A 24,579-nucleotide genomic window follows, 5' to 3' on the forward strand; every position below is an offset into this window, starting at 1 on the left:
GGGGTGTCAGCAGCAGGAATAGAGCCTCACCCGCCTGCGCGCGAGATTCACTGAGCGTTTTCAGCGTTGACTCTCCAGGGTGAGGACAGCTTTGGCCATGACGGTCATGCGGTTGGGGCTGATCCGGGACCTGCGGAAGATCTGCCAGGACTTCAGCCGTGCCATGCCGCGTTCGACTGGTGCTCTGGCCGCGGCCAGAGCCCGGTTGACGGTGCGCTGGGTGAGGGAGAGCTCACCACCCGGTGGCCGTTTGAGTCCGGTGGTGACCCAGGGGCCGGCGCCTTGGTAGGCGCGGTCGGCGAGGATCGGGACGCCCTGGCGTTCGCAGATCCGGATGATGCGGTGGGTGCGTGCTGCGGTCAGGTCGTGGGTGCGGCCCGGCAGCGCGGGCGAGATCCACATGACCTCACCGGCGGGGTCGGTGACGACCTGGACGTTCACGCCGTGCCGGCGGTGCTTGGCCGAATAGTCGGCTCGGCTGTCGCCGACGCGGTCGCACTCGGCGAGGGTCCCGTCCAGCAGGACGAACTCCGGATCGTGCTCGCGCAGAGTCTTGAGCAGGCCCGGGGCCCGTTCGGCGAGCAGGCCGGTCACGCCGGTGACATATGCGTGGGCCGTGCCGACGGATATCCCGAAGCCGGACGCGAGCCGGGTAAGGGTGTCGTGGCGGCGTAGGTACACCAGAGCGACGAGCGCCCGCTGGTGCGGCGGGAGTTTGCACCGTCGGTCACCCTCACGGGTGACGATGAGCATCGTGACCCACTCGACGAGGGCATGCGGGAGGTCGAGTGCGGCAGGATAGGAAACCAACAGGGCTCCTGTGCCGATGGGTTGAGACTTCGAACACCTCCCCCAACGGCACGGGGGCTTTGTGCGTTGCGGCCCTCACCTCGACCTCACCGGCGTCACCCGATCAGTGGCCACGCTGAAAATGCTCACTACAAACGAACCGCACCGTTCTTGGATGGGCCAGGAGCTGGCACCCGACTCACATCTGAGGGTTCACTCGCTGCGGCAGCGCAGGCCCTCTAGACAGATGTCGAGCAGACGCGCCTGCCTGGCCACTTCAAGTGCCGGATCATCAACAGGAGATGGGGATGAGCTGATCAGGAGGAGCACATCCTCTACCGTGACATCCGGACGCAGTTCTCCAGAGACGTGTGCACGATGAACGAGTTGGCCCACAACCTCCATCAGGGAGGCCATGCCAGCAGCAGGTAGTTGATCTTGCTGTTCCATGGGCTGGTCCGTCTGGTCACGATGAAGAGGCACGGCCGGAACGAGGCGCCCCCCACCCGATGCGGAAGTCCGCACGAAGCGCGCGAGCGCCGACCAGGGCTCGTCCTCTTGGCCAAGCGCGGCACGTGCCTGTTCGATCAGCCGGGACACTTCCTCCTCAGCGATCCGCCGCACCAGAATGTCCTTGCTGGGGAAGCGCCGGTACACCGTTCCGACGCCGACGCGGGCACGGCGCGCCACGTCCTCTATGGGGGCCCCGTACCCGAGCTCGCCGAAGACCTCCCGGGCCGCACGCAGCACATGCTCCAGATTCCGCTGGGCGTCTACCTTGAGCGGTGTTGAGCGGTCGCGGGTCACACCGCTCCGCGAATCTGCGGGGTCCATAGATGCGGCCACGGCAAGGGTGCCGTGGACGGCAGGCCCACTGCCTGCAGCTTCTTGGGATGCGGAGGCACTGGATGCACGCGGCGACATCCGGCGTACCAATGACAACGGCGGCAGGGGCGCGGAGTCAGGAGCCGCTGGCTCCTTCAACTGCGCGAGTCGCGCCGAAAGTTCCTCTGGGGAGTGCGTGATGTCCTGCACGGCGTCCGCGAGGAGACGAGCAACCTCGTCACTCTCGGTGTGGTCCACTCGATCCCCCTTCCCGAATGGGGTGCGTATCAGTGTCGGCCATCAGGAGGCGAAGAGAGCGGCGGCCATCGTGAAGCTGGGACTTGACCGTTCCCTCGGCTACTTCCAGCGTACGGGCGATGGCACTGACAGGTTGGTCGAGGATGTAGTGCAGGACAACCGTCTCACGCTGCCGTTCTGGAAGTTGCTCCAAGGCACGTACGAGGTCCATGCGTTGGTCCGATGTCGTGAGCGCGTGAGGGGCTGCGCTCGTGGACAAGGGTTCCGCGTTCGCCAGGAGGCTCTGGCGCCGACCCGAGGTGCGACAGTGCGAGATCCACAGGGTGAGGGCGGTTTTGCCTACCCAGGCCAACGGGCTGTCGAGGCCGCCGACCTCGTCCCACTTCTTAAGGGCGACGCCGAAGGCTTCCTGCGCGAGGTCTTCGGCGGTGGCCCGGTCCGACCCCATTAGCACCAGTGTGCGCACGGTCCTGGTGAACCCCTCGGTGAACAGCTCGTCAAAACTCACGGATCGTGAGGGAGGAGCTGGTTCAGGGAATGGTTCGATCATGATCCCGTCGCGTGCTCGGGCAGGGCGGTGGTCGGAGGTACGTAGACGACACGGATATCGCAATTGTTGAGATCGTGGTGCATGAGCAGTTGGACTGCACTCTCACGGGCGAGGCCGACGACCGCAACCAGAGTGGCACGGCGCGCCCGTTCGTACAGCACTCTCGACAGAATGTGCACGACGGTGGGGGCCAGAATCAGCACGAGTCCAGTGCAGATCAGGGTGCAGGCAGTGAGGCCCATGTGCGGTGGTCCTTCCGAAGGGGCACGAGCTACGTCCACGACGTCGTCACGGGGTAACTGTCACCACACGCGGATCCGGTTGGGGCCGTACGAGCGATTTCTTTTGAAGACGGCGCCGAAGTCCGCGGCGAGGAACCGCCGGTGGACTGAGGACTGCTCCCGCAGAACGTCAACCGGAGCCGGGCTGACTCGAAGCCTCACTTCATCACCGACAGGCACAGCACCCCACTCTCGGTTCCTGCTGACCGGCGGCAACCACAACGACGTCACCCAGCTGCTGCCTCTGCTCGACGCGATCCCGCCGGTCCGCGGTCGGGTTGGCTGTCCCCGCTGCAAGTCCGATTCGCTCTTCGCCGACCGTGGCTACGATCACACAGCTACCGCCACCAAGCCCCTGATCTAGGCATCGTGCTCGCAATCGCCCGTCGCGGCACTCGCCATGGCGCGGGCCTGGTGAGGGGCCCCAACAACGCGTGGTCCGCCTCTGGCCTATGGGCAGGCAACCCGTCGGGCACCGCTTCACCTTCAGCCATGGCAGCGATGCGCCCCGCCGGTGACAACGGCCCGCCCCGCCCGCGGCCGTAGGCGGGGCCCAACAGCACAACTAGCAGGGCCACGCCGTGCATGGCGGCTGAAGCAGCCAGGGCAATCGGCCGCGGCTTCCACAACGGCTCACGACCGCCCTACGTCATCATGACCCGTGCCGCCACCAGGCACGCCTCGTCATCCCGGGCAGCTCCCACCTCTGTGGGCACCCCTCGTCGCCGCCCTGAAGTAGCCTTCCCCGGCAAACAGGCCCTCGCCCGCTGCCGCACCCCAGCCGCGTGGCCAGCGCGCCGGATAGGCGCAGCAGCTTGTACAGCCAGTCCGACGCGCAGAGAAAGAGGAAAGGGACAGCTGCCCTCCCGTCTCGCCGAGCTGACCGGACCGGAGCGCGGGAGGGTGGAGCTGCCGCTGCACATCGCGTGGTCGGGACTGCGGACCCTCGATCTGGACCTGTCCCGCCAGCGTATGAGCCTGTACCGGACCGTGCTCGCCGCCCGGGCAGTCGCTGCCCGACACGCGTGGGGCTCTGTACGCGAAGTTCACCAGCCTGCTGCACCGCCGCATGAGCGGCAGGGACCTGTCAGGCGTCCGGAGCCAGGCAGAAGCCGCCCTTACGCGCTTCGGCCCCGCAGCCGTGTCTCAGGCCCACGCCCTGCTCGACCAACTGCCGGACACGATCGACAACCTGGCGGCCGACCAGCACAACGGCAGCGAAGCGTCCTGGGTCAGTGCGCTGGCAGCCCTGGACAGCGCCGAGCGCCCCCGCGCCGTGCCGGAGGACGACTGGAACGGTTTCCTGGCCTCGGCCCTTCGGCGCAGCGGGCTGCTCACCCGCTCCGGGGACAGTTTCGCTTTCCTCCACCAGACCCTTCAGGAGTACTGCGCTGCACGCCACATCGCACGCGACCACCCCTCCCATGCTGCAGAGCTCGACCGGCTACTCGACCCCTGGAAAGGGGATTGGGGAACGAACCCGTGGGGTGCACCGTTGAACACCGCCTCCTACATCGGGTTCCTCATCGACCCCGGGACCGCCTCGCCAATCGACCCCGCCACCGCTCTCCAGGCCCTGGCCGTGCCCGGCAACATCCGCGGGTGCCTGTTGATCGCCACACAGCTGACCCTGGGCACCCTACTCGCCGATGAGTGGAAGCCACTGGTCCGGGCGGCGGCGCAGGCCATGGCGACAGCGAGCGCAGATCCCGATGGCGAGGCCACCCCACGTGTCTGGGCGGCGACCGTGCTGGCGGAACTGGACCTGCAGGAGGGCATCACCGCGCTCGAGACGCTGGCGGACGATCGCCTCCTGGACGAGGAGTTCAATGACGACCCGCACAGCCCGGATTTCAGCGACCGTCTCCTGGCTGCCAGGTCTTTGCTGGAGCTGGACCCGGTGCGTGGGAGAGATGCCTGCTATCGGCTCGTCCGCGACTCTCACGTGTACGAGTCCGTCCGGGTACGGGCCGCTGACGTACTCCTGTCTGTCGGGGACGAACGCGCCCGCCCGGCCTTGGAATACCTCGCCGGAGCGGACATCCTTTTCGACGACCGCCTCGACGCGGCAAACCGGCTCGCACCCCTGGACCGCGAGGCGGCCATTCGCGCGCTGCACAAGCTGATCGAGGACTACCGGGGCGACCCGGACTGGCTCGACTGGTGCGTAGACGCCGCCCAGGCCCTGACCGATCTGGGCGACCCGCGCGGCCGGCAGATCACCGGCGAGCTCTCAACCGGCCTCTGACGATCGAGCAGCTCCGAGACCACCGCGTCCTGCTCAAGATGCTTAACGGACGGAGGGGCCTCCCCGGATCCCAGCTACGCGCCGGGCAACTCCTCACCGCCGCAGTGGAGATCTTCACCGCGCTCCTCGACACCTGGTCCTGTGCCAGTCACGAAGAGCGTCCTTCGGTCGGCGGGCCAGCTGGCGCAGGCGCCAACCGCTATGACGTGGGGCAAAAACAGCGGTTGAGAGCTGCGCTGCACCTGGGTGCGGCCCGACGCGGCGAGATCTGCCGGGCCGGGCCCCACTGCAACGCTACCGCTGGCCACGATTCGCCCAGCGTGCTAGGACCGTTCTGCTCTCACCCGCTTATTGTCGCTGCCGAAGACGACGTGAGGCGTAGTCGTGTGTCGTCAGTGGCCTCTTCCCAGGCCCTCCTGCGGGAGAAGCGGCCCTGGTGAACATAGTGTCTGCGGAGGCGACCGGGGTGATCGTGGGCATAGGCGTGCCGGTCGTACTCCACGACGCGGTGTCCTGGGTGCGCCACCTCCGCAAGGCGAGTGGTCGGGGCATGGAATTGGGCGTTCCAGGCCCGCTGCCAGGCGTCGAGCCAGTCGCCGTGCTCCTTCCCGGGGACGCCGCACACTTCTAGAAATGCCTGGAGTTGGCGGTGGCTGAGCATCGTGTCGCCCTTGAGCATGCGGCTGACGGTGGTCGTCGGCAGACGGCCGTGCCGGGCTCGCCGTTCCATTTCACGCAGGGGCATGTAGCCGGCCCGTGCGTAGGCGGCCTGCAGAGCGAGGCGGAGCTCGGCTGATGTGTTGATCAGCCGCGGCCGGGGCACGACCGCTGGTCCGCGGCGTGCACGGGAGCGGGCCTCGCTCCAGTAGGTGCGGGCCACTGTTACGGAGGCTCCGCAGGCCCGGGCGTATGCCTCTACGACCGGCAGGCGCGGGATGGTGTTACCGCTGGCGGCTCTTTGGAGGGTGCTGACGGAGCAGGGGTGTTCGCTGGCCTGGGTGCGGGCTGCGAGTTCCGCGTAGCACAGGCCGGCTTCCTGGCGGCGTTCGCGCAGCCACGAAGCCAACGCGAGCAGAGCGATGTTGTGTTGTCCGGAATGGTTCAGGGGCTTCTCTGGGCGTCCCATGACTCCTCCTCACGCCGCCGTCATGGCCCAGGACGTGCGCCGGGCCCAGCGCAGTGCGGTGACCGTACCGGCACCGGTGAGGCCTGCGCCGCCTAGGAGCTGCAGGATGGTGGTGGGCTCCAGCCCGCGCGGGGCCAGCCAGGCGGCTGTGAGCACGATGACGATGATGAGGACGGTCTCCGGACCGGAGGGGTGGTGCGGTGCGGGCGTCGTGACGCCGGTGGCGTGTCGGTGACGGCTCATGTGGTTCTCCCCCTTCATTGGGGATCGGCCGGCGGACGACCTGGGGTCGTCTGCAGGCGGCTGCGGACTCCTTCGCGTGGGCGTCCGGTGGTGGCAGCCGACCGGGCGCGTGAAACAAATCGTGCCCTACTGCGCGGGCCTGCGGGCGAGTTGATTCATCCGTGTGCCCTTCCTAGGGCGAGCCCGCCGTGAGGCCCCTGCGAGTCCAGCGGTGCAGTTCGCTGACCTGCTCAAATGCTGGATCACTCGGTGTCGTGTTCCTGCGGGAGGGCGAATTGTTTCAACGGTGCTCCACCTCCTGTTGCCTCGTCCCTGTCTCGGTGCCACGCTCTGGGCAGGTTCTCCTCGACGGTTGCGGACTCCTTCGCTTTGGTCACAGGACACAAGAGCCTTCGGCGCCCATATGTGTGGCAGCACATGGGTGCCCCTGATGAGGGCCGGGCGTCAGACCCCGGCCCTCGTCATGCCGCGGCCCCGTGCGGGGCGCTACCGACCGTTCCAGCTCTTTGACCGACGGCATTCCGCGGCCGTCAAGCGGGGCAGAACACTGACGACCGCCCGCGCGCTCAACTGCTTCTAGTGTTGCGCGCCCAAGCATGCCGCTGTGCTCGACAGCGAGCGTGTGTTGGCGTGGGCGTCGCCGGGGTCTCGGGAGCGGCGTCGGAAGCGGCCCTCGCCGGCTCGTTCCCGGGTGGAACAGGAGGCACCGGAGCGTAGAGGTCGTCCTCTGACAGGATGAGACGGACGGTGACCGTCTTCGGTGACGCGCCCGCCATCAACTACGCCTACTCCTGGCTCCATGAAGACATCCATCGCTCCACCTCACCGCTAGTGGGCCGCGAACTCTGCGCACGGGTCTCCCGTAGCGCCTGCACCCGGGCTTGTACCCGGGTCCGGGCCGAGGAACGGACTGCCTGCGGGTGCGTGCCCTCCGGTATCCAGACGGCCTGTTTGTGCTATCCGTCACTAAAGCGAGGGATGTTGACGATGTGCCAGCGCGCGGCGCCTGTGGCGGATAGGTTCGGCCCCTTGAAGGAGGGTGCGGGGGCGTCCGTTCTGGCCAGGGGGGACCTTGCCTTTAGAGGAGAGCAGCGTCGAGCAGGGTGATCTGTTCGCTGACTTAGCCGATGAGACGCGCCCTGGGCCCCTGGACTACGTGCAGCCGTTTATGGCTCCGGTAGCAGCGTCCGCCAACGCGGTGACGGAGGATCCGCTGTCGCTGCGGCTCGCCGAGGCCATCCATGACGTGTTCGGTGACCTTGCCCCCGAACTGGGACTGACCCGCTCGGAGCTTGCGACGGCGTGCGCTTCGGTGGCGTCGGGAGAAGCGTTCGATGCCCGGTTCAAGGTCTTCGTGGGTCTGCGGCTGCTGGAGCGGCCCCGCGGCAAGGCCTATGAAGGGCGCTACGTCTTCAATCCGACCAGCGGAGCGGCTCTGCTGGTCTTCGAGCGGCTGGCGCAGGCCGGCGGCGTCGAGGAGATCACGACGCTGCTGGACCGCACGCATGACAGCCTGCAACAGGGGCTGCTGGATGAGGGCCAGTTGGCGGCCAAGCTGTTGCGGGCGCGGCGCGATCTGTCCATCAACACCGGGCATCTGCTGCGGCTGGTGCGGTCCAAGCCCATCGAAGAGCTGGTGGGCGAGCGTCATCACCATCGCTCGAAGGCAGTCTTGCTGACCCACGCGCATCGGCTGGTCGAGGCGGTGAGCAGCCATTTTCCGCGGCTGAGGGCATCGGGAACGCGTCTGATCGATGAGGCGCTGCGGTATTCGGCTGCGGTGGATGAGTTCTCTGACCGGTTGCTGGAGCAGGCCAGGGCCCGGCGGGACTTCACCATGCTGCAGCCCGAGCAGTATGTGTCCGCCGCGCTGAGCGCACCGGTAGATGCGCTTGCGGAGGTGTTCGCCGGCGCTGTCTTCGACCCGGCCAGTGTGGAGATTACCGCGGCGCAGGTGCTGGTGGCGGCTGAGGAGCGGCGGCCTCCGGTGCCTCGTCGGCGTCCGGCACGGCCCGCGGCGCTGCCGCCGGGCCCTGATCCGCTGGAGGTGGCCCGTCAGAAGGCACGGCAGCTGCGCCAACGGCGGGCGGCGTCCATGCAGTTGTGGCTGAGCGGTGGTCAGGAGGCGGCTTTGACTGCGCCGTTGCGGGCGCTGCCGTGGCCTGCTGCGATCGCCGCGGTGGTGGACCTGCTGCAGGCGTCCGCAGATCCCACCACTCCGTATTTCGTTCAGGTCAGCGACGGCATCCTGGTGGAGCCGGCTGGCACGGTCACGTACGCCTCCCCGCTGTCGCTGTACCGCCTGCCTGAGGACGTCTCGGGTGCTGCGGATCCGGATGCGTCCGCGGAGCAGGAGGAGCGGTCGTGAACGATGACGCCTATCGGCTGGCACGGGCGCGCGCTGTGCGGGTCGTGTCGTTTGCCGCAGCGGCCGGTGAGCTGCGGGAGTTGCAGCAGGCGGCGGCTGATGTGGAGCGGCGTCTGGTGGAGGTGGCGATGCCGGGCGGTGGCCGGGGCGTCATGGTGCGCTGGTTGCCTGATGTGGAGCCGGTCAGCGGTGTGGTGGCGGATCCAAAGACCCACCGGGAGGCTACGCCGTCGCAGTTGCTGACACTGGGGGCTGCGCTGCGCCTGTGCTGGCCTGATCCCGACCGCGCTGGCCCCTACCCGGGGCGCGCGGTGGCCGAGGAGGACGTGCTCGCGGCCTGCGCCCCGCCGGGCGACGGCCCCCTGCTCGAGGGCATCGCATCCATCGGGCAGACCTCTCCTTATCGCCGTGCGCTGCGGACCCTGCGTGCCTGCGGCTACCTGGCTGCCGATGTGGGGGACGGTCTAGTGCGCCTGGGACCGATGGTGGCCGCATGGAGTGAGCGGGACATCGACGAGCTGCGGCGCGGCTACAGCTGTCTGCCTTGTGCGGAAATGGAGTAGGGCATGGAGCTGACGTTGCTTCAGGCACTGCCGGAACAGCGCCGTGCAGAGGTGCGGGCTGCGGTATGCGCGGTGGAGACCGCACGTCTTCCTGTGCCTGCGGCCCACTTCCGAGCGCTGGCGGAGGTGCCGCTGCGCCGGGTGGTGGAGGAAGTGCTGGCAGCCTCGGGGCGGGAGCTGCTCGCTGTGGGCGAGGGGTTCTTGTCCGGCTACGACGACGCGGTCCGAGAGCGGCTGGCCGCCGAGGGGATCGGAATCCTGCCGTGTGAGGACCGCGCCGTGCTGGCGCTGGTGATGCTGTTCAGTGTCGCCGTCCCCCGGGCTCGCGGCAGCGTTCTGCCGCAAACCTTGTGGACCCAGGGCGTGCCGGTGAGCCGGGAGCGGCTGAAGGAGTCTGCGGTGTCCGACGGTGTGGTGGACGCCGCGCTGCGCCGTCTGGCCGCGGCCGATTTGGTGCGCTTCACGGCTGCGGGGATCGTGCTGGGCAGCCAGCTGCTGCGGCTGACCCCGGCGGCCCAGACAGCCCTGTTCGAGCAGTTGGTGCTGCTGGCTGAGCCGGCAGGGGCGCTCGCCGGGTCGATCCTGCGGCTGAGAGCACGCAACACATCCCAGGCTGACGGGAGCGAAGAGGCGTGGTGAACGAGTATCTGTTTGAGGAAGAGCTGCCCCGGCTCGCCGAACATCGCGGCATCGTCGGCGACCGGCACCTCGTGGCGGTCCAGACGTTCGACATCGCCCGGCTGACCACCCACGCGGTCCCGGTGGTCCCCGAGACGTTCGTCGCCGTATCCGGGATGGGCCCCAAGGAAGACTCCAACGGTTCCGGCAAGACCTCGTTCCTCATCGCGGTCTCCCTGCTGCTGGCCGATCCCCAGTGGCGGTTCGAGTCCAACCACGGGTTGTACGCCAGCGGCATCCTGTTCAAGCCGGATGCGGCAGGGGTGGACCGGGCCCAGCAGATGCCGGCGGCCACCCACGGCTACGTGGTAGGTGTTTTCACCGGCGCTGAAAGCGATCCTGCCGCGGATGCGCTGACGGTGTGGGTGCGCCTCGCCTCGTCCGCCCCCTACGTCCAGGCGAACTGGGCTGAGGGCATCCATGTGGCCGACGCCTCAACCGATGCCGAGCGTGCGGTGCAGGCGGACGATCGGTGGCAGGAGCTGGGGACCGCCCGCATCCTGTCGGTGCGCCGGATGGCCGAAGAGCTCTACGGCAACGCGCCGCGATGCCTGACCTACCTCGACACCCCGCTGCGGCCGGCAGTGCCCTCGCTGCTGAGCCAGCAGCTGACCGCGATGGAACCGCACGAGATCGGGGAGGCCCTGATCGCCCTGTCCGGCATGACCCATTTGCTGGAGCAGGAGGCGGCCCGCCGCGGCAAGGCTCTGGAGCATGCCCGGGAGCTGGAGAAGGTTCAAGCCGATCACGCACAGACCATGGCGGAAGGCGAGGCCGTGCTGGAGGGTGTGAGGGCCCGGGCCCTGGCACGTGCCGCTCTCGAAGAGGGGCGCCGCGCATGGCAGCGCTTCGTGGCATCCTCCTGTCTCCAGTCCGTCCAGGCCGACCAGAGACTGGGGGCGGAGCTGGGCGACAAGAACGAACAGGTGCGCCAGGCGCAGGATCTGGTCGAGCAGGCCCGCAGCCGCTTCGACGAGCTGCGGGCGGCCACCGATCTGGCCGGCCTCGCCGGCACAGCCCGCCAGGCGTGGTCGGACGCCAAACAGATCACCGAGGAGGCCAGTGCGGTACGGACCTCGGCGGCTACCACGCAAGGCCTGGTGCGCCAGGAGATGGCCGGTCTGAGGCCGCAGACCTCCGTGTGGCGGGGGGCGAGCGCCGCCGACGCGCGTACCGGCCTTGAGGAGGCCCGTGGCGGGCTGTACGGCGCACAGCGGCAGGCGGAGGATGCACACCGTGCCGTCGGAGAGGCCCATCAGCTGATGACGGCGGTGGAGCAAGGGCGCAGCGGGGCAGCTGGCCAGGCGCTTGAGGTTCTCGCCGCAGAACGCATCACCGCTCTCGGGTTGATGGACCAGCTGCAGCTGGAAGAGTCGGCCCGTGCGGCGTGGGAGCCGCGTCTGTGGGCCTGGCGTGATGCCGTGGTGGTGCCACACGAGCGGGCCGAACGCGCGCGGGAGACGCTGCGCAGCCTGCCCGGTGCACAGGTCATCGCCGCGGATGCTGATGACGCTGTGGGGGTGTGGCCCCAGGGAGTGCGCAGCCGGATGCCGCTCACCGGGTTCCTGAATACGCTCCAGGAGCGCATGAGCACGGTCGACGAGCCGCTGGCCGTGTGCGATCCCGGCCTGTCCCTGACGGTCCTGGGAGGATTCGACGCCCCGGTCGCAGGTCGGGCTGCCCGGCTCGTCCAGGCCAGGGCGCACCTGGAGCAGTGCAGGAGCAAGGCAGGTACGGCGGACGCGGGCGTGGAGACCGCCGAGGCGCAGCTGGAGATCGCTCAGATCGAGTACGACGCTGCTGTGGCAGCACAGCGCCTGGCCGCTCTGCAGGTGCAGGACGCTGAACTGACCGCCGCGGTGGCGGCTGCGGACGTGGATGTCACCGCCGCCCGTGGCACTGAGGAGAAACTGCAAGGGGCGTGGGAACGGGCCCAGGCCGCCCTGTCAGCCCACCAGGAGAGAGTATTGGCCGCGCAGCTGACTCTGGATACGGCCGTCAAGGCTCACAAGGAGCGGCTCAGGGAGAACGGCACCCTGGAGAAGATCCGGGCCGAGATCGCCTGTCCGGCGTGGCTGCAGTTGTGGGGGGCCTCAGTCGAGGAGGCTGCTGAGCTGCTGGGGGTGGGTGACGTCGGCGCGCCGGTACCCCGGCCCGGCCGGCTGCGGCGCGAGGTCGAGGACCAACTGCGCATCGCCTACGGGCACTACGGCCTGTCGGACGGTGCGCTGGCTGCTGCCGAGGGCGACTTGCGTCTCGCAGGGCAGGCGCGGGCCCGTTTCGCCGAAGAGGACACGTCAGCGCTGCCAGGAACCAGCTTTGACAACATGGCCTTGCCCTTGCAGATCCGGCTTGACGGATACGCCGAACGGGATACCGTCGTGGCCGCCCAGATCGCCGCCGACCGTGCCCTGGGCGAGCAGGCCCTGGCCGAGCTCACCGAGGGGGCGGAGAACAGTGCACGCACCCTTGAGACGCTGCAGGACATGATCGAGCGGCATATCGACGGGCTGCTCACCCAGATCAACGATGCCTTCGACGCCCTGGACCGCCAGCGCGGCGGCGATGGGGCCCGCTTGGAGAAGGCGAGCGTGCGGCCCGAGGGCGCCATGCCCTGGCGCTGGGAGGTCACCCCCCACTGGAAACGCTCAGCTCGCGGCGGCTACGTGCATTACCGGGAGAACGCCAACGGCGCCCAGGTGAAGGTGTATGCTATCCAGCTGGTCCTGGCTGCCCTCCTCGCCGACGCCGAGACCCGTGGCCGCGTCCTGATCCTGGACGAGCTCGGCAACAGCCTGGGCGAGGTCAACCGCAAGGACATGCTCGCCGCCCTGCGCGACGTGGCCCGCCGGCAGCAACTGACCATCCTGGGCACCTGCCAGGACAGCGTCCTGGTGGATGCCGCGGACGTCTGCGACGAGCTGCTGTGGTTCACCCACGCCGCCTCCTCCGACGCCTACAACCAGCCCACCCGCGCCTGGGGATACGACCCGAACGCCCAGCGCGTGGAACTGACCGCCGACTGGATCACCGCGGGACGCTCCCATGCCTGACACCCCCGCGCCCCTCCCCCCTCCTCCGTTGCTGATCGGCGAGGCCTACGGCCGACGGGAGGTGCCGCTCACCGGCCTTCCGGCCGGGGTTGTCGCGGTCACCGTGCCCCGCACCAGCAAGGACGGCGACGAGGTGCTCCTGCGCGTGCCCCTCGACCGCAAACGACGCGTCAAGCCCACCATTGTTGACCTCATCGCCTCCGGCCCTGTCGAGGCCTACGACCCACCGCCCGGCATGTCGAGCGGCGAATTGATCAAGGTCCTGTCGACCCGGACCTACAAGCGGTGGTCGACCATCGAGGCCGAGTTCGGTCCGCAGGAGGCATGGCGCACCGCAGTGTCCCTGATCCGGAGCGGGGCTGTCGTCCTGCGCTGCAAGGTCGTGCAGACCACCGGATTCGTCCCCGACTCCTGGCGACTGACACAGTCCTGGGCCCACCTGCGCGAGGACAAGCTCACACAACTACGGGGACACCCGGACCCGCTGCAGTTGCATGCCGAGCTGCTGCACGCCATGACGGGGGTCCCCCAACTGGCCAATGAACATGCCCTGTTGGCCGCCACTCCCCCGGGCCGTACCGTCAAGGTCCCGGCAGGCAGCGCCACCGGCACCGAGGACTGGCGGGTGTACGAGGTGGCAGTCAGATCCGCCGCGGTGTGGTGGTCCGCCCAGCCCAGATCTCGGCAACTGACTGCCAAAGCCCTGGTCGGCAAGAGCATGCGTGACACCAAGGTCCCCTGGACCCCGCCACGTCGGCAGGCGTTCGCCAACCTCGTCGGTATGCCCTTCGACCAAGCCGTGGAAGAGAGCGAGACCGAGCTGCGGATGCGCGGCCCACTGCGCTGGCGGGTCGACACCGTCATCGCCGACGCCGCGGCATGCCATCCCTGGCTGGGCCTGCCCGCCCGCGGCTTGCTCAGTCTCGGCCTGATCGACTGCTCAGCTGTGGGTGTGCTCCTCATCGAGAACGAGGACACCTTCACTGAGGTGTGCAAGCATCCGAAGATCGCCGACCGGTGGCTGTGCATGTGGGGTGCCGGCTACGCCACGCACGGGCTGGCCGCGTTCCTCAAGGCCATGGCACCGCTGCCGGTGGCCGCCTGGCAGGACTTGGACGCCCACGGCATCCAGATCATCGCCAACCTCACCGAACGCATCGGCCGCACCATCACCCCCGTCGGTATGGACGTCAGCCTGTACAAGGACGGTACGAAGTACCGCCAGAAACCTGGAAAGCAGGAGGAGAACCTCAAGCTCGCCCACCGGCTCGCCGTCAGCGGTCCGCCCTCCTTGCGCGCCCTGGCCGCCGAGATCGCCCGCAACGACGGCGACGGCTGCGAGCACGAAACCCTCTACGACGAAGTCCTGCCGATCCTGACCGACATACTGAACCAGCTCACCGACGGCTCCACCCCCACCCGGCTGGCCAAGGAAGCACCCGGACGCGCAGACACCGCGTGATCACCGCCTCTACAGTGCCCTTCCATGAGCTTGGAATCGATCAACTGGGGTGACGCGCCCACCTGGGCCGGCGCCATATTCGCTGCGGCCGCGGCGGCCTTCACCTTCATCACGTTGCGCAGCCAGCGCCAACAGCTGGGCGAGCAGCGTGTTTTCATCGGCGAGCAGCCGGTGAATCTGCAGGCGGAGCGCGATGCGCTCGCGGCTGCGGCGCAGGACCGGCGCTCCGCTCAGGCCCGCCAGGTCATGCTGCGCACCCGGCTGGTGATCGGTCCCGACGGGCCGACGCAGCCGACGGCTGCTATCTCCAGGCCGTCGTGAGCAACAGCAGCGACCGCCCCATCACCGATGTCGACGTCGAGTTCGGTGATCTCACTGCGGATCAGGTCCAGGCGACCCGTGTAACGGATCACCGCATCGTCGATGCACCGTGCGGCATCGGCCCGCGGCAGGCCTACCAGTTCGCCTCCAAGGACTCCCTGATGGACCGCGTCGGGGAGATCGCCGTCACCACCGTCTTCACCGACGCGTCCGGCGTGACATGGCGGCTGACCGACGAAAACTTCCTGTTGGAAATCTGACGGCCCAACCCGCCGCATCAGCACGGTGGTTGTGCTGCTGGAACCTGGCTCTCGCTCGACGTGAGGGGTGCGTTCGCTCCCCGTGACGTCAGGCCACAGCCGATTCGAACGTGAAGTCCTCTCGAGGCGGCATGCCGTACAACGGTTCCTCCCGCCCGTCGGCTTCCCCGGGCCCGACTTCGACGGCATCGGTCAGGGCAGGGTGCAGTCGAGGGTGAAGGCTGCGACTGGGACCCCTTTGAGGTCTCGTTGCATCTGGGCCTGTTGTTGCTGGTGGCGGTCAACGGACTTGAGTGTGTGATTGGTTGCGGGGCACGATCGCCGCTTGGTGGCCGCCCAGCGGTCGCAGTCGTCGGCGATCAGCCCGCCCAGAGCAGGCAGGACATTCAAGCCCTCATCGACACTGTCCAGGAATACCCACCACTCCCCCGCCTCCCGGGCCGCGGCGGCATCAGCCAGTGCCGAACCGACCTGGCGCTCGGTCTGGCACCGCCCCAGGTTCACCCATCGCGCCGCAGCCTGCGCCGCCTCCAGAGACTGGCGCTCCTGCAGGAGCGCCACTGACTTGCCCGCGCCCCGCTCCCCGAACAGCGCCAGCACCGGCACATCCCGCAACTCCTCCAACCGCCGGCCATGGCCGCCCTCCCCCGCAGCAGGCAAACCGGTCCAGCCGCCTCGGAGTGTGGAATCCGCTAGCGGTGCCGTCTTCCTCGCCCAGGGATAGACCACCCCCGGCAATGCTGCTGTCGTCACAGGCACCGAGCGTAGAGGGCAGCACTGACAGCACCGATGCAGAAGCCGACCGGCCCGTCACCCAGAGGCCAGCACGTACGACCTGCCGTAGCCCGCGACACCCTCTCGGCCAGACGGCCAGACGGCTTTAGCCAAGTGCGTCTTCGAGAACTCCGCCACGCAACCGGCCGGGCACCTGCCTGGACAGTCCGGGGCCGATGAACACCCTGCCTGAGCAAGCGTGCCGTCAGGCAGGGCTACAACACCGGCCTCGCGAGGCTGGCCACGGATCACCGCATCAACGTCGAGAGCTGAGCGGCCATCACCAGATGGCTGGGCGAGGAGGCGTGCTGCGGGGGTGCGAGCAGTCACGACCGGCCAGCACCCGGTGAACAGGCTGCGACCGACTCCCTCAATCGCGCCCTATAGGCGTTCTCATTACATCTGCGGCAATCTCATCCAACATACAGCACCGCAGGTCAAACGGCATGTACAGGTCTGAGAAAGGGTCTCATTGCACCTGCGGTACTGCAGGTCACCGACGTACCGTCACCGCAGCATCAGTGAGACCTCACAACTGCGGTGACGCGCTTTGCCGTTGAGTCTGTTGGGGTGATGTGATATCAGACGGCTTCGGCCACAGGCGAGTTTCTCTTGCTCCGGCGGTGTGCCCGTGGGGGACTGTTCAGCCGAGGAAACGCACCACTTCACGGCAGAGTTTGTCGAATGAGGGTGAGCCCTGGCGGGCTGCGTCGAGGTCGAAGTGCTGGACGAAGGAGGGCTGGTGGGCGGGGGGCTGGTAGGTGCTGCCTGCTGGCATGCGGTCGGACAGCCACTCTTTGGCGCCGCGGATCGACTCCGGGTTGGGCGGTGGGGTGAGGTCGTGGGGCAGTCCCATGTGCCCGGCCAGTCCTCTGACTCCGGCGAGGAACCATGCTTCGAACTCTCTCACGGCCACGACCGCGGTCACCGGGGTGTTGGCGTGGCTGTTCTGCGCCAGGCTGTGTACCTGTGCGGCCAGGTCGACGGCGCAGTCGTCGTCCGCGTCCAGCAGGACGAGAACGGCGGTGGGCCGCGGCTGGCGGGCGGTGACGATGGTGAGTGACTTGGCGAGCGGCTCGGGTTTGAGCATCTGGTCGCGCGGGAGACGGTAGGCGGGCTGGATGTGGGCGTAGGCGCCTTCGCGGAGGTGAGGGACGAGCCGCTGCAGGAGGCCACGGAGTGCCTTCTCCTCCCCGTGGCCCTCCACTACGGGGGCGATCGCCGAGTAGGTGCTGGTCATCTCGGGTCGCCTTCCTGCCTGCCGCCGGGCAGGCCGGGTTCCGGGCGCATCTCTCCGCTGCGTAGAAGTTCAGGCAGGGTGAGTACGCCGTCGGTCAGCAGGCGGCGTCCGGTCTCGTCGACCGGGCCGATGGTGCTGCCGTGGCCGTCGTCTCGGAGCACGAGGAGGTGATCGGGGTCGGCGGTGGGGTTGTCCAGGAGATCGGCGCTCTGGGTGGTCACCATCACCTGGGTGTTGTGCGAGGCGGCCAGGAGGGCGTCGTAGAGGGCGCCCAGCATCGGCGGGTGCAGGGAGATCTCGGGCTCTTCAATGCCGATGAAGGGGATCGATCCGGTCGGGGCCCGGGGCTGGAAGAGCGCGGCGAGGACACCGGCCAGGCGGAGTGTTCCGTCGGACAGTGACCGGCGGTCGACCTCTTTGTGGCTGCCGTCTTCGTGGAAGCGGCCGACGACGTAGGCCAGGTCGGCTTCATCGACCTCCTTGCCGTCCAGACCTGCCGCGTTCTCGATCATTGTCGAGATGTAGCCGTCGATGGCTTCCTTGGCCCAGGGCGCGCTGCGGGCCAGGGAGGCGAGCACACGTGCCAGTCTCTCGCCGCGTTCGCCGAGCACGACGTCACCCCGCCGGCGCCGCGTCTGGTCGATGTCCCGCAGGACGGGGGTGTGCAGTTCGTAGAAGCGCATGGAATACAAGCGCCGGAAGACGCGGGTGAACTCGTCCTTGTCCTTGGGGAGCCGGGACAGCACCAGATGCTCCCGCCAGCTTTCGTGCGGTTCCTGGCCCGGCACGGGCGGTCCGGAGAACAGGTAGGTGCCTTCCGGGACGGACAGTTCTTCGCGCCTGATCGCGGGCCTGCCGTCTCCTTCGGGATCGGCTCCCACTTCCACGAGGTAGGAGGAGTCGAACGTGCGCGGCTCGCCGCGGGGCCCCGGTGCGGGGACGCTCAGGTCCAGACGGATGCGGAAGAAGGCTGCCTGGCTGCCCGCCGGAGACCTGTGGAGGACCTCTTCCAGACCGCCTCGCTGCTCCAGTGCGTGTGCTGGTGTCGAGCTCAGGGCATCCCGGACGAAGCGCAGCGCGTCCAGGAAGTTCGATTTGCCAGCTGCGTTCGGCCCGGCGAGGACCGTCAGCGGGCCGAGCCGCACGTCACACGCGGCGATGGACCGGAAGTTCTCGATCCGCACCTGCTTCAGGAACATGGGCACACGCCGTACGTGGAGGAGACGCCGCGCACTGTCGAGAGGTCTGGCAGCTCGCCGAAGGCCGGCCGGGCACCGCCTCAGGTGCGCTGCTGTCCACGTGTGTCCCCGCTTCCTCATCCGTCGTCACCGTTTGCCGGCCACCGTCCTTCACCGGCAAAGTGCATCGCCGTGTCGATACTCCGGTGCCGAGGCCGCCCATGACCGGGTTGGCCCGCGCCTGCAACCCTACCGAGGCCCCCGGCTCCCTTTCAGCCGCCACTCCCCTGCCGTCACCGGCATCGTCGCCCGCGCACTGGTCCGGGAACCGACACAGCCAGGCGGGTCAGTTCCGTGGGGTGTACCAGGGCACCAGGCGCAGCAGGAGGTCGAGGGTGTGGCGGGCCGCGGTGCGGGTGGCCGCAGTGGGGGCGAAGGATGCGGCGAGGGCGAGGGTGGCGGTGATCGCGGCGAGCGCGGCCGCGAGGACGGCCAGGAGAACCTTCACGTGGCCGGGGTGGTGGAGCGCGGCTGTGATGAGGACGGCCAGGAGCACGGTGGTGAAGGCGGCGGCTGCCCTCGTGCGGATGCGGGTCCGGTGGCTGGGAGTCATGGCGGGGCTGTTCTTCCTGGGAGTTGGCTGGTTGCAGCGGTGCTGGAGACCAGTGAGCCAGAGACAGAATTCCGCGGTAAAAGCCACTTCTCGGGGTTGTAATGGTGGACATGGCGCGAGGAACCGCAAGTCCGGCCGATCAGCAGGTGATCAGTGAACTGAGCGCGCGGGAGGTGGTGGTGACGGCCGGCCAGCTGGAGAGCTGGCGGCGGGCGGGGTTGCTGCCGCGCCACCGGCGGCGCGGGCTCGGACGGGGTCGGGGGACGGTGGTGGACGGAGTCGATCCGGTGGTGGTGGAGAGCGCCGCGGCACTGGCCCGGCATCTGCGCCAGGGGCGGGATCGCCGGCTGGCCGTGCTGGACTGGTTCGCCGAGGCCGGCATGCCCGCGCAGCCGGGCGTGATGGCGGTGCCGGAGCCCCCCATCGGCGCCGTGCGGCAGGCTCTCGTCTGGGCGCTGGAGAAGTCGGTGTCCCACCGGCTCGTGGAGCTCGCTCGCAGCGCGGCCGGGACGGGTGAGGAAGGGCAGGACGCGCTGTATGCGGCCGCCGGGCAACTCGCGGCGCGGCCGCGCCGCGGGGCGGCGAACCCCGCCCTGGTGCGCGCGGCACTCGAAGCCGCCGAGGACGTGCCTCTGGAGGCCGAGGGACCGGACTCCGGGGGCATGGTGCATCTGGTCGCCGCGATCGGCCTGGGGGTGCAGGAGGTCGGGGCAGATGCGCTGGCCGAGGCATTCGCCGCGTTCGGCATGTACGGGCTGACGGTCGAAGACTGGGCGCAGATGCTGGGGGCGGCCGAGCGGGGCGAGGGACCGCCGGTGGACTGGGGGCTGTTGGAGCGGCACGTGGACGCGGTGGATGCGGTGAGGCAGGCCGGTGATGAGGAGCTCGTGCGGGCCCGGACCGTACTGCTCGGCCTGCGCTGGTTCTACGGGCTGTACGTGATGCACGGGCTGCTCATGCCGGACACACCCGCGCAGGCCGCGCTGCGGCAGCTGATCGACGAGTGGGGGATGTTCCCCCTCCTGGACCACGTCATTGCCGTCAGCCCCTCCCCCGGGCAGTTCGCCGAGTCTCTGGTGGTCTGTATGGAGCCGATCTTCGGCAATCTGTACGAGGCGCTGATGGAGCAGCTCGCCGTGGACCCGGACGTCTTCCGTATCCCCGGTGACGAGACGGGGGCCGTCGGCTTCGGGGAGAAGTGGATGCGCGCCATGGCCGAGCTGAAGAACGGCCGGCAGGCGGTGATGCGGACCGCGGGCCCGGTGGATGGGCCGTTTCAAGGTCCTGAAGGGTAGTCGGGCATCATGCGTGGATGCTTTGGAGGCCTGGACCTTGGGGGTGCGCGAGATGCACCGCAAGCGGCTCGTGGCCGGCGCCGGGAACGTCTCGTCGAACTCGGAACGTAACCCGTCCGCCTACGAGGTGTTCGGCGCAGCGGGGGTGACACGAAGGGCCGGAGCCCGACGTGTCACCCCCGCGCGCGAGCGGCGTGATAGCCCGTCGAGGCGCCGACTGTTACGAGATCAGCTCGCGCAGCCAGTCGATTCCGGCGCGGACGGCGCCGCCGATCGCGCCGCCGACGGCGGCGTCGCGCACACCCTCACGGGAGCGGTCCCGACGTCGGCGGGACTTCGGGTCCGGCTTCTTGTTCTTGCGCTTCTTGCTAGGCACGAAGGTGGTTCCTCACCTCGGGGACAACAGGACGGCCGGCCGGCTTGTTGTCCACCGTGGGGCCTGGGAGAGCAGTCACTCTGAGATGCGATGAGGGAGGAAGTCAGCACCGAGAACTCGCAGTTCCGGCCGTGGGCAGAGCGTCGAGTGGCGATGATGGTGCGATGAAAGGCGATGATGCGAGGGCGCGGCAGAAGTCCGGCGGGCTGTCGGCAGGCTCGTCCCGCCCCATTACGCGTCCCAGGCTGCCGCCTGGTCCCCTGAACGAGCTGAAGGGTCTCCTGCACCAGGCGTACCTTGCCGCCGGTGCACCCACCGCGAGCGAGATGGAGCGGATGCTCATAGACGGCGACCTACCGGCATGCCCGTCCAGAGACACCATCATCCGGATCCTCAGCAGCCGTGAGGTCCCGAAGAAGCAGGCGGACATACTCGCCTTGGTCCGTGTTCTGACAAAGTCGGCGGCAGGTGACGCCGATCATGCGAGCAAGGAGGCTGCCCGGCTGTGGAGTCAGGCGCAGCTCGCAGAGCCGCTCGGGATGCCGATCGAAGACGTGGACCCCTACGACCTAGAGGTGCACCGGGCCATTGACCTCAGTGCCGCCGAGCTCGGCGGCACGCAGGTGCCGAACGGGCTGCCCAAGTACGTGCGCCGCGGCCACGATGACCGGCTAGAAGAGCTCGTCGACGCAGCTATCGAGGGTCACAGTGGTCTGGCGCTCCTGGTCGGAACGTCGTCCACGGGCAAGACACGCGCCTGCTGGGAGGCAATCCAGCGCCTGAAGTCGAAGAAGTGGCGGTTGTGGCATCCCCTCCACCCCGACCGCCCCCGCGGGGCTCTCGCGGAACTCGCCCAGGTCCGGCCGCGGACCGTGGTGTGGCTGAATGAGGCACACGAGTACCTGCTGCATCCGGAGCACGGTGAATCGGTCGTCGCGGGTCTGCGGGTTCTGCTCGCCGACGACAGGCTCGCGCCCGTCTTGATCCTCGGCACGATATGGCCCGGGCCCGGCTACTTCGACGACGTGGCCTACCCGCCGGACCCGCACCATCAGGTACGAGTCCTGTTCGCAGGGCGGGCCCTGAGCGTGCCCAGCCAGTTCGACCCGGACCTTGTCGACGCCTTACGGACCTCTCCTGACCCACGTCTCGCCCAGGCGGCCAACCGGGCGCGGGACGGGATGATCACTCAGTACCTTGCTGCGGCCCCCGAACTGCTCCAGCTGTGTGAGCTGGTGCAGCCCGGTCCGAGGGCGTTGCTGTCCGCTGCCATGGACGCCCGCTGGCTCGGCCACCCGAAGGGCCTGCCCCTGCCCTTCCTCGCGGCCGCGGCCGAGGCCTACTTCTCCGACTCCGAGTGGGACCTGCTGCCGGACAACTGGTGCGAGCAGGCGCTGTCCTTGCTGACCCGGCCGGTCAAGGGAACCCGCGGGCCGCTGCACCTCCAAAGGCCTCCTAGGGGCTCCAAGCAGGAGCCCTCAACCGGCTCAGCTGCTGCCGACCGCGTCTACGAGCTGGCGGACATCCTCGAACAGCATGGCCGGGAGACGCGGCGCGACACCCGCGTTCCCGGTTCCTTCTGGGCGGCAGCGATCCGTCACTGCACCGGGGACGCCGCGCGCGCCCTTGCCGAGCAGGCCGAACGTATGGGCCTGCTCGAGCAAGCCTGCCGACTGTGGCTCCGGGCCAACGACCCCTTCCGCGTGGGATCGGTGCTGTCCTCCACCGGCCGGACAGAAGAGGCTCGGCCCTGGTTCGAACAGGCCGCACATCAGGGGCACCCGCGGGCAGCGAGCCGCATTGCGGTAGACCTGGCCCGGGACGGCCGGTTCGAGGAGGCGCTGATCTGGTGCAAGCGCGAGATGGCCGCCAAAGAATCCATAACCACCGCCGCTTGGAGCTTGATCGTCCGGGGCTTCCGCAACAGGAACGATCTGGAGTCCCAGCTCGTGTGGCACGAGGCCGCCGACGCTGCCGCCGAGACCTGGACCACGCAGTCGGCCGGACTGCCGGCAGCCAGCCACAGTGTGGTCGAGCGCCGCATTCTGGAGCTAGCGATCGAGCAGCGCGCCGGCGAGCTGGAGACCATGGCGCACCACCTAGCGAGGGCAGAAAGGTGGGAGGAGGCGTTGGAGTGGTTCGAGCGGGCCGCCGTCTTTTCACCAACAGCGCTGGGCCGGGCGGCGCGGCGACTTGCTGTGGCGGGGCGGCGTGAGCAGGCGTTGACCTATTACGCGCGTGCGGCAGCCCACGGAGACTCGACGGCGTGCAACGAGGTGTGGGATCTCCTCGCGACTTCGAACCCGCCTCACGAGGCGCTCGACTGGTTGGATGGAGTGTCCGCAGCCGGGCGTGCAGAGGCGCTCTTCGTGGCCGCCACCCGGCTCGCCGAGAACGGTGACCTGGAGCGGGCCATGGACTGGTACGGTCGCGCCGCCGAGGCCGGCCACCCGCGAGCCCTGGGGGCCGCCGCCGCTCGGGCCGCCGACGCCGGCGAGATGGAAACTGCACTCATCTGGTACGAGCGGGCTAGCGCCGCTGGCGACTCACGCGCACTCGGACATGCGGCGGCCCGGCTTGCAGAAGCGGGGCACCTGGACACGGCACTCACCTGGTACGAGCGCGCGGCCGCGGCCGGGGATGCCGCTGTTTTGCACTACGCAGCTGGCTGGCTCGCGAGGGCCGGGCGGATAGCGGAAGCCATCAATTACTGGGAACGCGCGGTCGGCGCGGGTTATCTCGCGGCAGCAGGGGTCGCGGCCGAGTGGATGGTGCACACCGGTCGGTTCGATGACGCGCTGGCCTGGTACGAGCGAGTAGCCCAGGTCGGGGCCGGGTCCGTACGCGCCCTTCAGGCCGTACCACTGGCTCTGGCCGGGCGCTGGGACATGGCTCGTGCGGCCTGGCTGCGAGCCCAGGAGGTCGAGCACCGCATCACGGTGCAGTACGTGGCAGACCTGGTCGCTAGAAGGGGCGGGGTAGACGTGGCTCTGGAGTGGCTCTCGCGCGTCCCCGGTGAGCGAGATGCCGAGGTGCTTCTTCACGAGGCGCTCCTGAACGAACGGGCCCAGCGGCCTGACGCGGCTCTGCGCTGCTATCGGGAGGCTGGCGCGGCGGGCAGTATGCACGCACTGCGGCAAGCGGCGCGTCTCCTCGTCGCGGGCGGGCAGCTTGATGAAGCACTCAGATGCCTCGACGACGCAGCACGAAAGGGAGATCAAGAGGCACTTACCGACGCCGCCGACCATCTCGCACGCGCCGGCCGGGTCGACGAGGCATTGATCTGGTACGAACGTGCAGCCGTCGCCGGCTACGACTTGGCCTTGGTCTTCGCCTCTTGGGCCCTCACTGACGCCGGCCGCACCGACGAGGCACAGGTGTGGCGGCAACGGGCGGTGGTGGCGGGCCTGGAGGAGGAGGCCGACATGGCGACGGACGGCAAACCGGAGGCCGAGGAGTACGTGCGCCAGGTGGCTTCGGATCCGACCACTGTGCTGGAGGACTGCGAGAACGCCGTCAGAAAGGGCCGCCTGTCCATAGAGGAGGCGGCCTCGGCACTCGAAGAGGCGGGGCAGGTGCACGTAGCGGGGCGACTGCGCCGGTTCGGGTGGGCTCCGGACGGTGGTGTCGCCCGTGCGTGGGAGTTGGCCGAGGTGCCTTGAAGCCCATGCAGCCCTCACAGCAGCAGAAAACGGTCGCCCCACCCGTGCCGCCCACGGCGCGGCCCGCAGCGGCGGCGGCTCGAACCCCTCCTCGCCAGGCGCAGCCAGCTCGCGGGCAACCGCTCGGCTGTATGAGCTCGCGACCGGCCTGCGGCGGCCGCTGCTGGAAGAGACCGCGAAGGCTGGCGCCACCACCGCTTGGCCCGAGCGGCAAGCACCTGCCCGGCCTTGGCCGGCTCCACCCCGACAACGAATGGCTGCATCCGCCGCGGTGGGCGGTTTCGGTCCAGGCCACCCGCCCGCCGGGAGACGGACAGCGCAGGTACGGAGCCACCGTCGCCAGCCTGGAAAGCCCTGTGGCAGCCGCTTACGGTGCCCGGATGCTGGGCAACTCCTTCGACCACCGCGTCCCCGCC

The 24,579-nt window shown here is 68.9% G+C and carries 21 protein-coding genes and 2 pseudogenes; 12 read left to right on the forward strand and 11 right to left on the reverse strand.

Features of this window, described 5'->3' with window-relative positions; genetic code table 11:
• Positions 1–60: 60 nt before the first annotated feature.
• From PYR72_RS00455 to PYR72_RS00470, 4 genes are all read right to left on the reverse strand, one after another.
• Positions 61–810: a transposase gene (locus tag PYR72_RS00455; protein ID WP_275453271.1), complete on the reverse strand. Its 750-nt coding sequence runs from the start codon at positions 808–810 to the stop codon at positions 61–63.
• 192 nt (positions 811–1,002) lie between these two features.
• On the reverse strand, positions 1,003–1,623 hold the full coding sequence (locus PYR72_RS00460; RefSeq protein ID WP_275460307.1) for a TetR/AcrR family transcriptional regulator: 621 nt from the start codon (positions 1,621–1,623) through the stop codon (positions 1,003–1,005).
• A 229-nt stretch (positions 1,624–1,852) separates the two neighbouring features.
• Positions 1,853–2,380, reverse strand: a complete 528-nt coding sequence (locus PYR72_RS00465; protein WP_275453272.1) for a sigma-70 family RNA polymerase sigma factor — start codon at positions 2,378–2,380, stop codon at positions 1,853–1,855.
• 38 nt (positions 2,381–2,418) lie between these two features.
• On the reverse strand, positions 2,419–2,664 hold the full coding sequence (locus tag PYR72_RS00470; protein WP_275453273.1) for a hypothetical protein: 246 nt from the start codon (positions 2,662–2,664) through the stop codon (positions 2,419–2,421).
• 119 nt (positions 2,665–2,783) lie between these two features.
• Between PYR72_RS00470 and PYR72_RS00475 the strand changes: the two are divergent.
• From PYR72_RS00475 to PYR72_RS00485, 3 genes and pseudogenes are all read left to right on the forward strand, one after another.
• A pseudogene (locus tag PYR72_RS00475) lies at positions 2,784–3,117 on the forward strand (transposase); the annotation flags it as partial.
• Positions 3,118–3,504: 387 nt separating this feature from the next.
• A pseudogene (locus PYR72_RS00480) lies at positions 3,505–3,702 on the forward strand (hypothetical protein); the annotation flags it as partial.
• Between the two features lie 70 nt (positions 3,703–3,772).
• The gene (locus tag PYR72_RS00485; protein WP_275453274.1) at positions 3,773–4,951 is read left to right on the forward strand and encodes a hypothetical protein; all 1,179 of its coding nucleotides are present in this window, start codon (positions 3,773–3,775) and stop codon (positions 4,949–4,951) included.
• 340 nt (positions 4,952–5,291) lie between these two features.
• On the opposite strand, the gene PYR72_RS00490 is transcribed toward PYR72_RS00485, so the two are convergent.
• A complete protein-coding gene (locus PYR72_RS00490; RefSeq protein ID WP_275453275.1) occupies positions 5,292–6,077 on the reverse strand; it encodes a helix-turn-helix transcriptional regulator in 786 nt (261 codons plus the stop codon).
• Between the two features lie 9 nt (positions 6,078–6,086).
• Positions 6,087–6,320, reverse strand: coding sequence for a hypothetical protein (locus PYR72_RS00495; RefSeq protein WP_275453276.1), 234 nt, complete (start codon positions 6,318–6,320; stop codon positions 6,087–6,089).
• Positions 6,321–7,518: 1,198 nt separating this feature from the next.
• On the opposite strand from PYR72_RS00495, the gene PYR72_RS00500 reads away from it, so the two are divergent.
• Genes PYR72_RS00500 through PYR72_RS00530 form a run of 7 tightly spaced genes read left to right on the forward strand, consistent with a single transcriptional unit; the run spans position 7,519 to position 15,025 of the window.
• Entirely contained in the window at positions 7,519–8,688 is a 1,170-nt protein-coding gene (locus tag PYR72_RS00500; protein ID WP_275453277.1) for a hypothetical protein, read from the forward strand.
• Positions 8,685–9,251, forward strand: coding sequence for a hypothetical protein (locus PYR72_RS00505; protein ID WP_275453278.1), 567 nt, complete (start codon positions 8,685–8,687; stop codon positions 9,249–9,251). The genes PYR72_RS00500 and PYR72_RS00505 overlap by 4 nt, the downstream gene beginning before the upstream one ends.
• Positions 9,252–9,254: 3 nt before the next feature.
• Positions 9,255–9,890: a hypothetical protein gene (locus PYR72_RS00510; protein ID WP_275453279.1), complete on the forward strand. Its 636-nt coding sequence runs from the start codon at positions 9,255–9,257 to the stop codon at positions 9,888–9,890.
• Entirely contained in the window at positions 9,887–12,982 is a 3,096-nt protein-coding gene (locus tag PYR72_RS00515) for a hypothetical protein (protein WP_275453280.1), read from the forward strand. Before PYR72_RS00510 ends, PYR72_RS00515 begins: the two co-directional genes overlap by 4 nt.
• On the forward strand, positions 12,975–14,444 hold the full coding sequence (locus PYR72_RS00520; protein WP_275453281.1) for a Wadjet anti-phage system protein JetD domain-containing protein: 1,470 nt from the start codon (positions 12,975–12,977) through the stop codon (positions 14,442–14,444). The genes PYR72_RS00515 and PYR72_RS00520 overlap by 8 nt, the downstream gene beginning before the upstream one ends.
• Before the next feature lie 24 nt (positions 14,445–14,468).
• Complete coding sequence (locus PYR72_RS00525; protein WP_275453282.1) at positions 14,469–14,765, forward strand: hypothetical protein; 297 nt, start codon at positions 14,469–14,471, stop codon at positions 14,763–14,765.
• Positions 14,762–15,025 (forward strand): hypothetical protein, encoded by a 264-nt coding sequence (locus PYR72_RS00530; RefSeq protein WP_275453283.1) that lies wholly within the window; start codon positions 14,762–14,764, stop codon positions 15,023–15,025. Before PYR72_RS00525 ends, PYR72_RS00530 begins: the two co-directional genes overlap by 4 nt.
• Before the next feature lie 192 nt (positions 15,026–15,217).
• Here PYR72_RS00530 and PYR72_RS00535 read toward each other — a convergent pair whose 3' ends face one another.
• The 4 genes from PYR72_RS00535 to PYR72_RS00550 form a co-directional block, all read right to left on the reverse strand.
• On the reverse strand, positions 15,218–15,778 hold the full coding sequence (locus PYR72_RS00535; protein ID WP_275453284.1) for a hypothetical protein: 561 nt from the start codon (positions 15,776–15,778) through the stop codon (positions 15,218–15,220).
• Between the two features lie 664 nt (positions 15,779–16,442).
• Positions 16,443–17,039: a DUF4276 family protein gene (locus PYR72_RS00540; RefSeq protein ID WP_275453285.1), complete on the reverse strand. Its 597-nt coding sequence runs from the start codon at positions 17,037–17,039 to the stop codon at positions 16,443–16,445.
• Complete coding sequence (locus tag PYR72_RS00545) at positions 17,036–18,238, reverse strand: AAA family ATPase (RefSeq protein WP_275453286.1); 1,203 nt, start codon at positions 18,236–18,238, stop codon at positions 17,036–17,038. The genes PYR72_RS00540 and PYR72_RS00545 overlap by 4 nt, the downstream gene beginning before the upstream one ends.
• 325 nt (positions 18,239–18,563) lie before the next feature.
• Entirely contained in the window at positions 18,564–18,830 is a 267-nt protein-coding gene (locus PYR72_RS00550) for a hypothetical protein (RefSeq protein WP_275453287.1), read from the reverse strand.
• Between the two features lie 110 nt (positions 18,831–18,940).
• Between PYR72_RS00550 and PYR72_RS00555 the strand changes: the two genes are divergently transcribed.
• Positions 18,941–20,125, forward strand: coding sequence for a hypothetical protein (locus tag PYR72_RS00555; RefSeq protein WP_275453288.1), 1,185 nt, complete (start codon positions 18,941–18,943; stop codon positions 20,123–20,125).
• A 220-nt stretch (positions 20,126–20,345) separates the two neighbouring features.
• On the opposite strand, the gene PYR72_RS00560 is transcribed toward PYR72_RS00555, so the two are convergent.
• Complete coding sequence (locus PYR72_RS00560) at positions 20,346–20,501, reverse strand: hypothetical protein (RefSeq protein ID WP_275453289.1); 156 nt, start codon at positions 20,499–20,501, stop codon at positions 20,346–20,348.
• 164 nt (positions 20,502–20,665) lie between these two features.
• Here PYR72_RS00560 and PYR72_RS00565 point away from each other — a divergent pair, with 164 nt between their 5' ends.
• A complete protein-coding gene (locus tag PYR72_RS00565; protein ID WP_275453290.1) occupies positions 20,666–24,163 on the forward strand; it encodes a hypothetical protein in 3,498 nt (1,165 codons plus the stop codon).
• Positions 24,164–24,579 lie beyond the last annotated feature (416 nt).

It is taken from the genome of Streptomyces sp. VNUA24 (genome assembly GCF_029167005.1).
Taxonomy (GTDB): Bacteria; Actinomycetota; Actinomycetes; order Streptomycetales; family Streptomycetaceae; genus Streptomyces; species Streptomyces scabiei.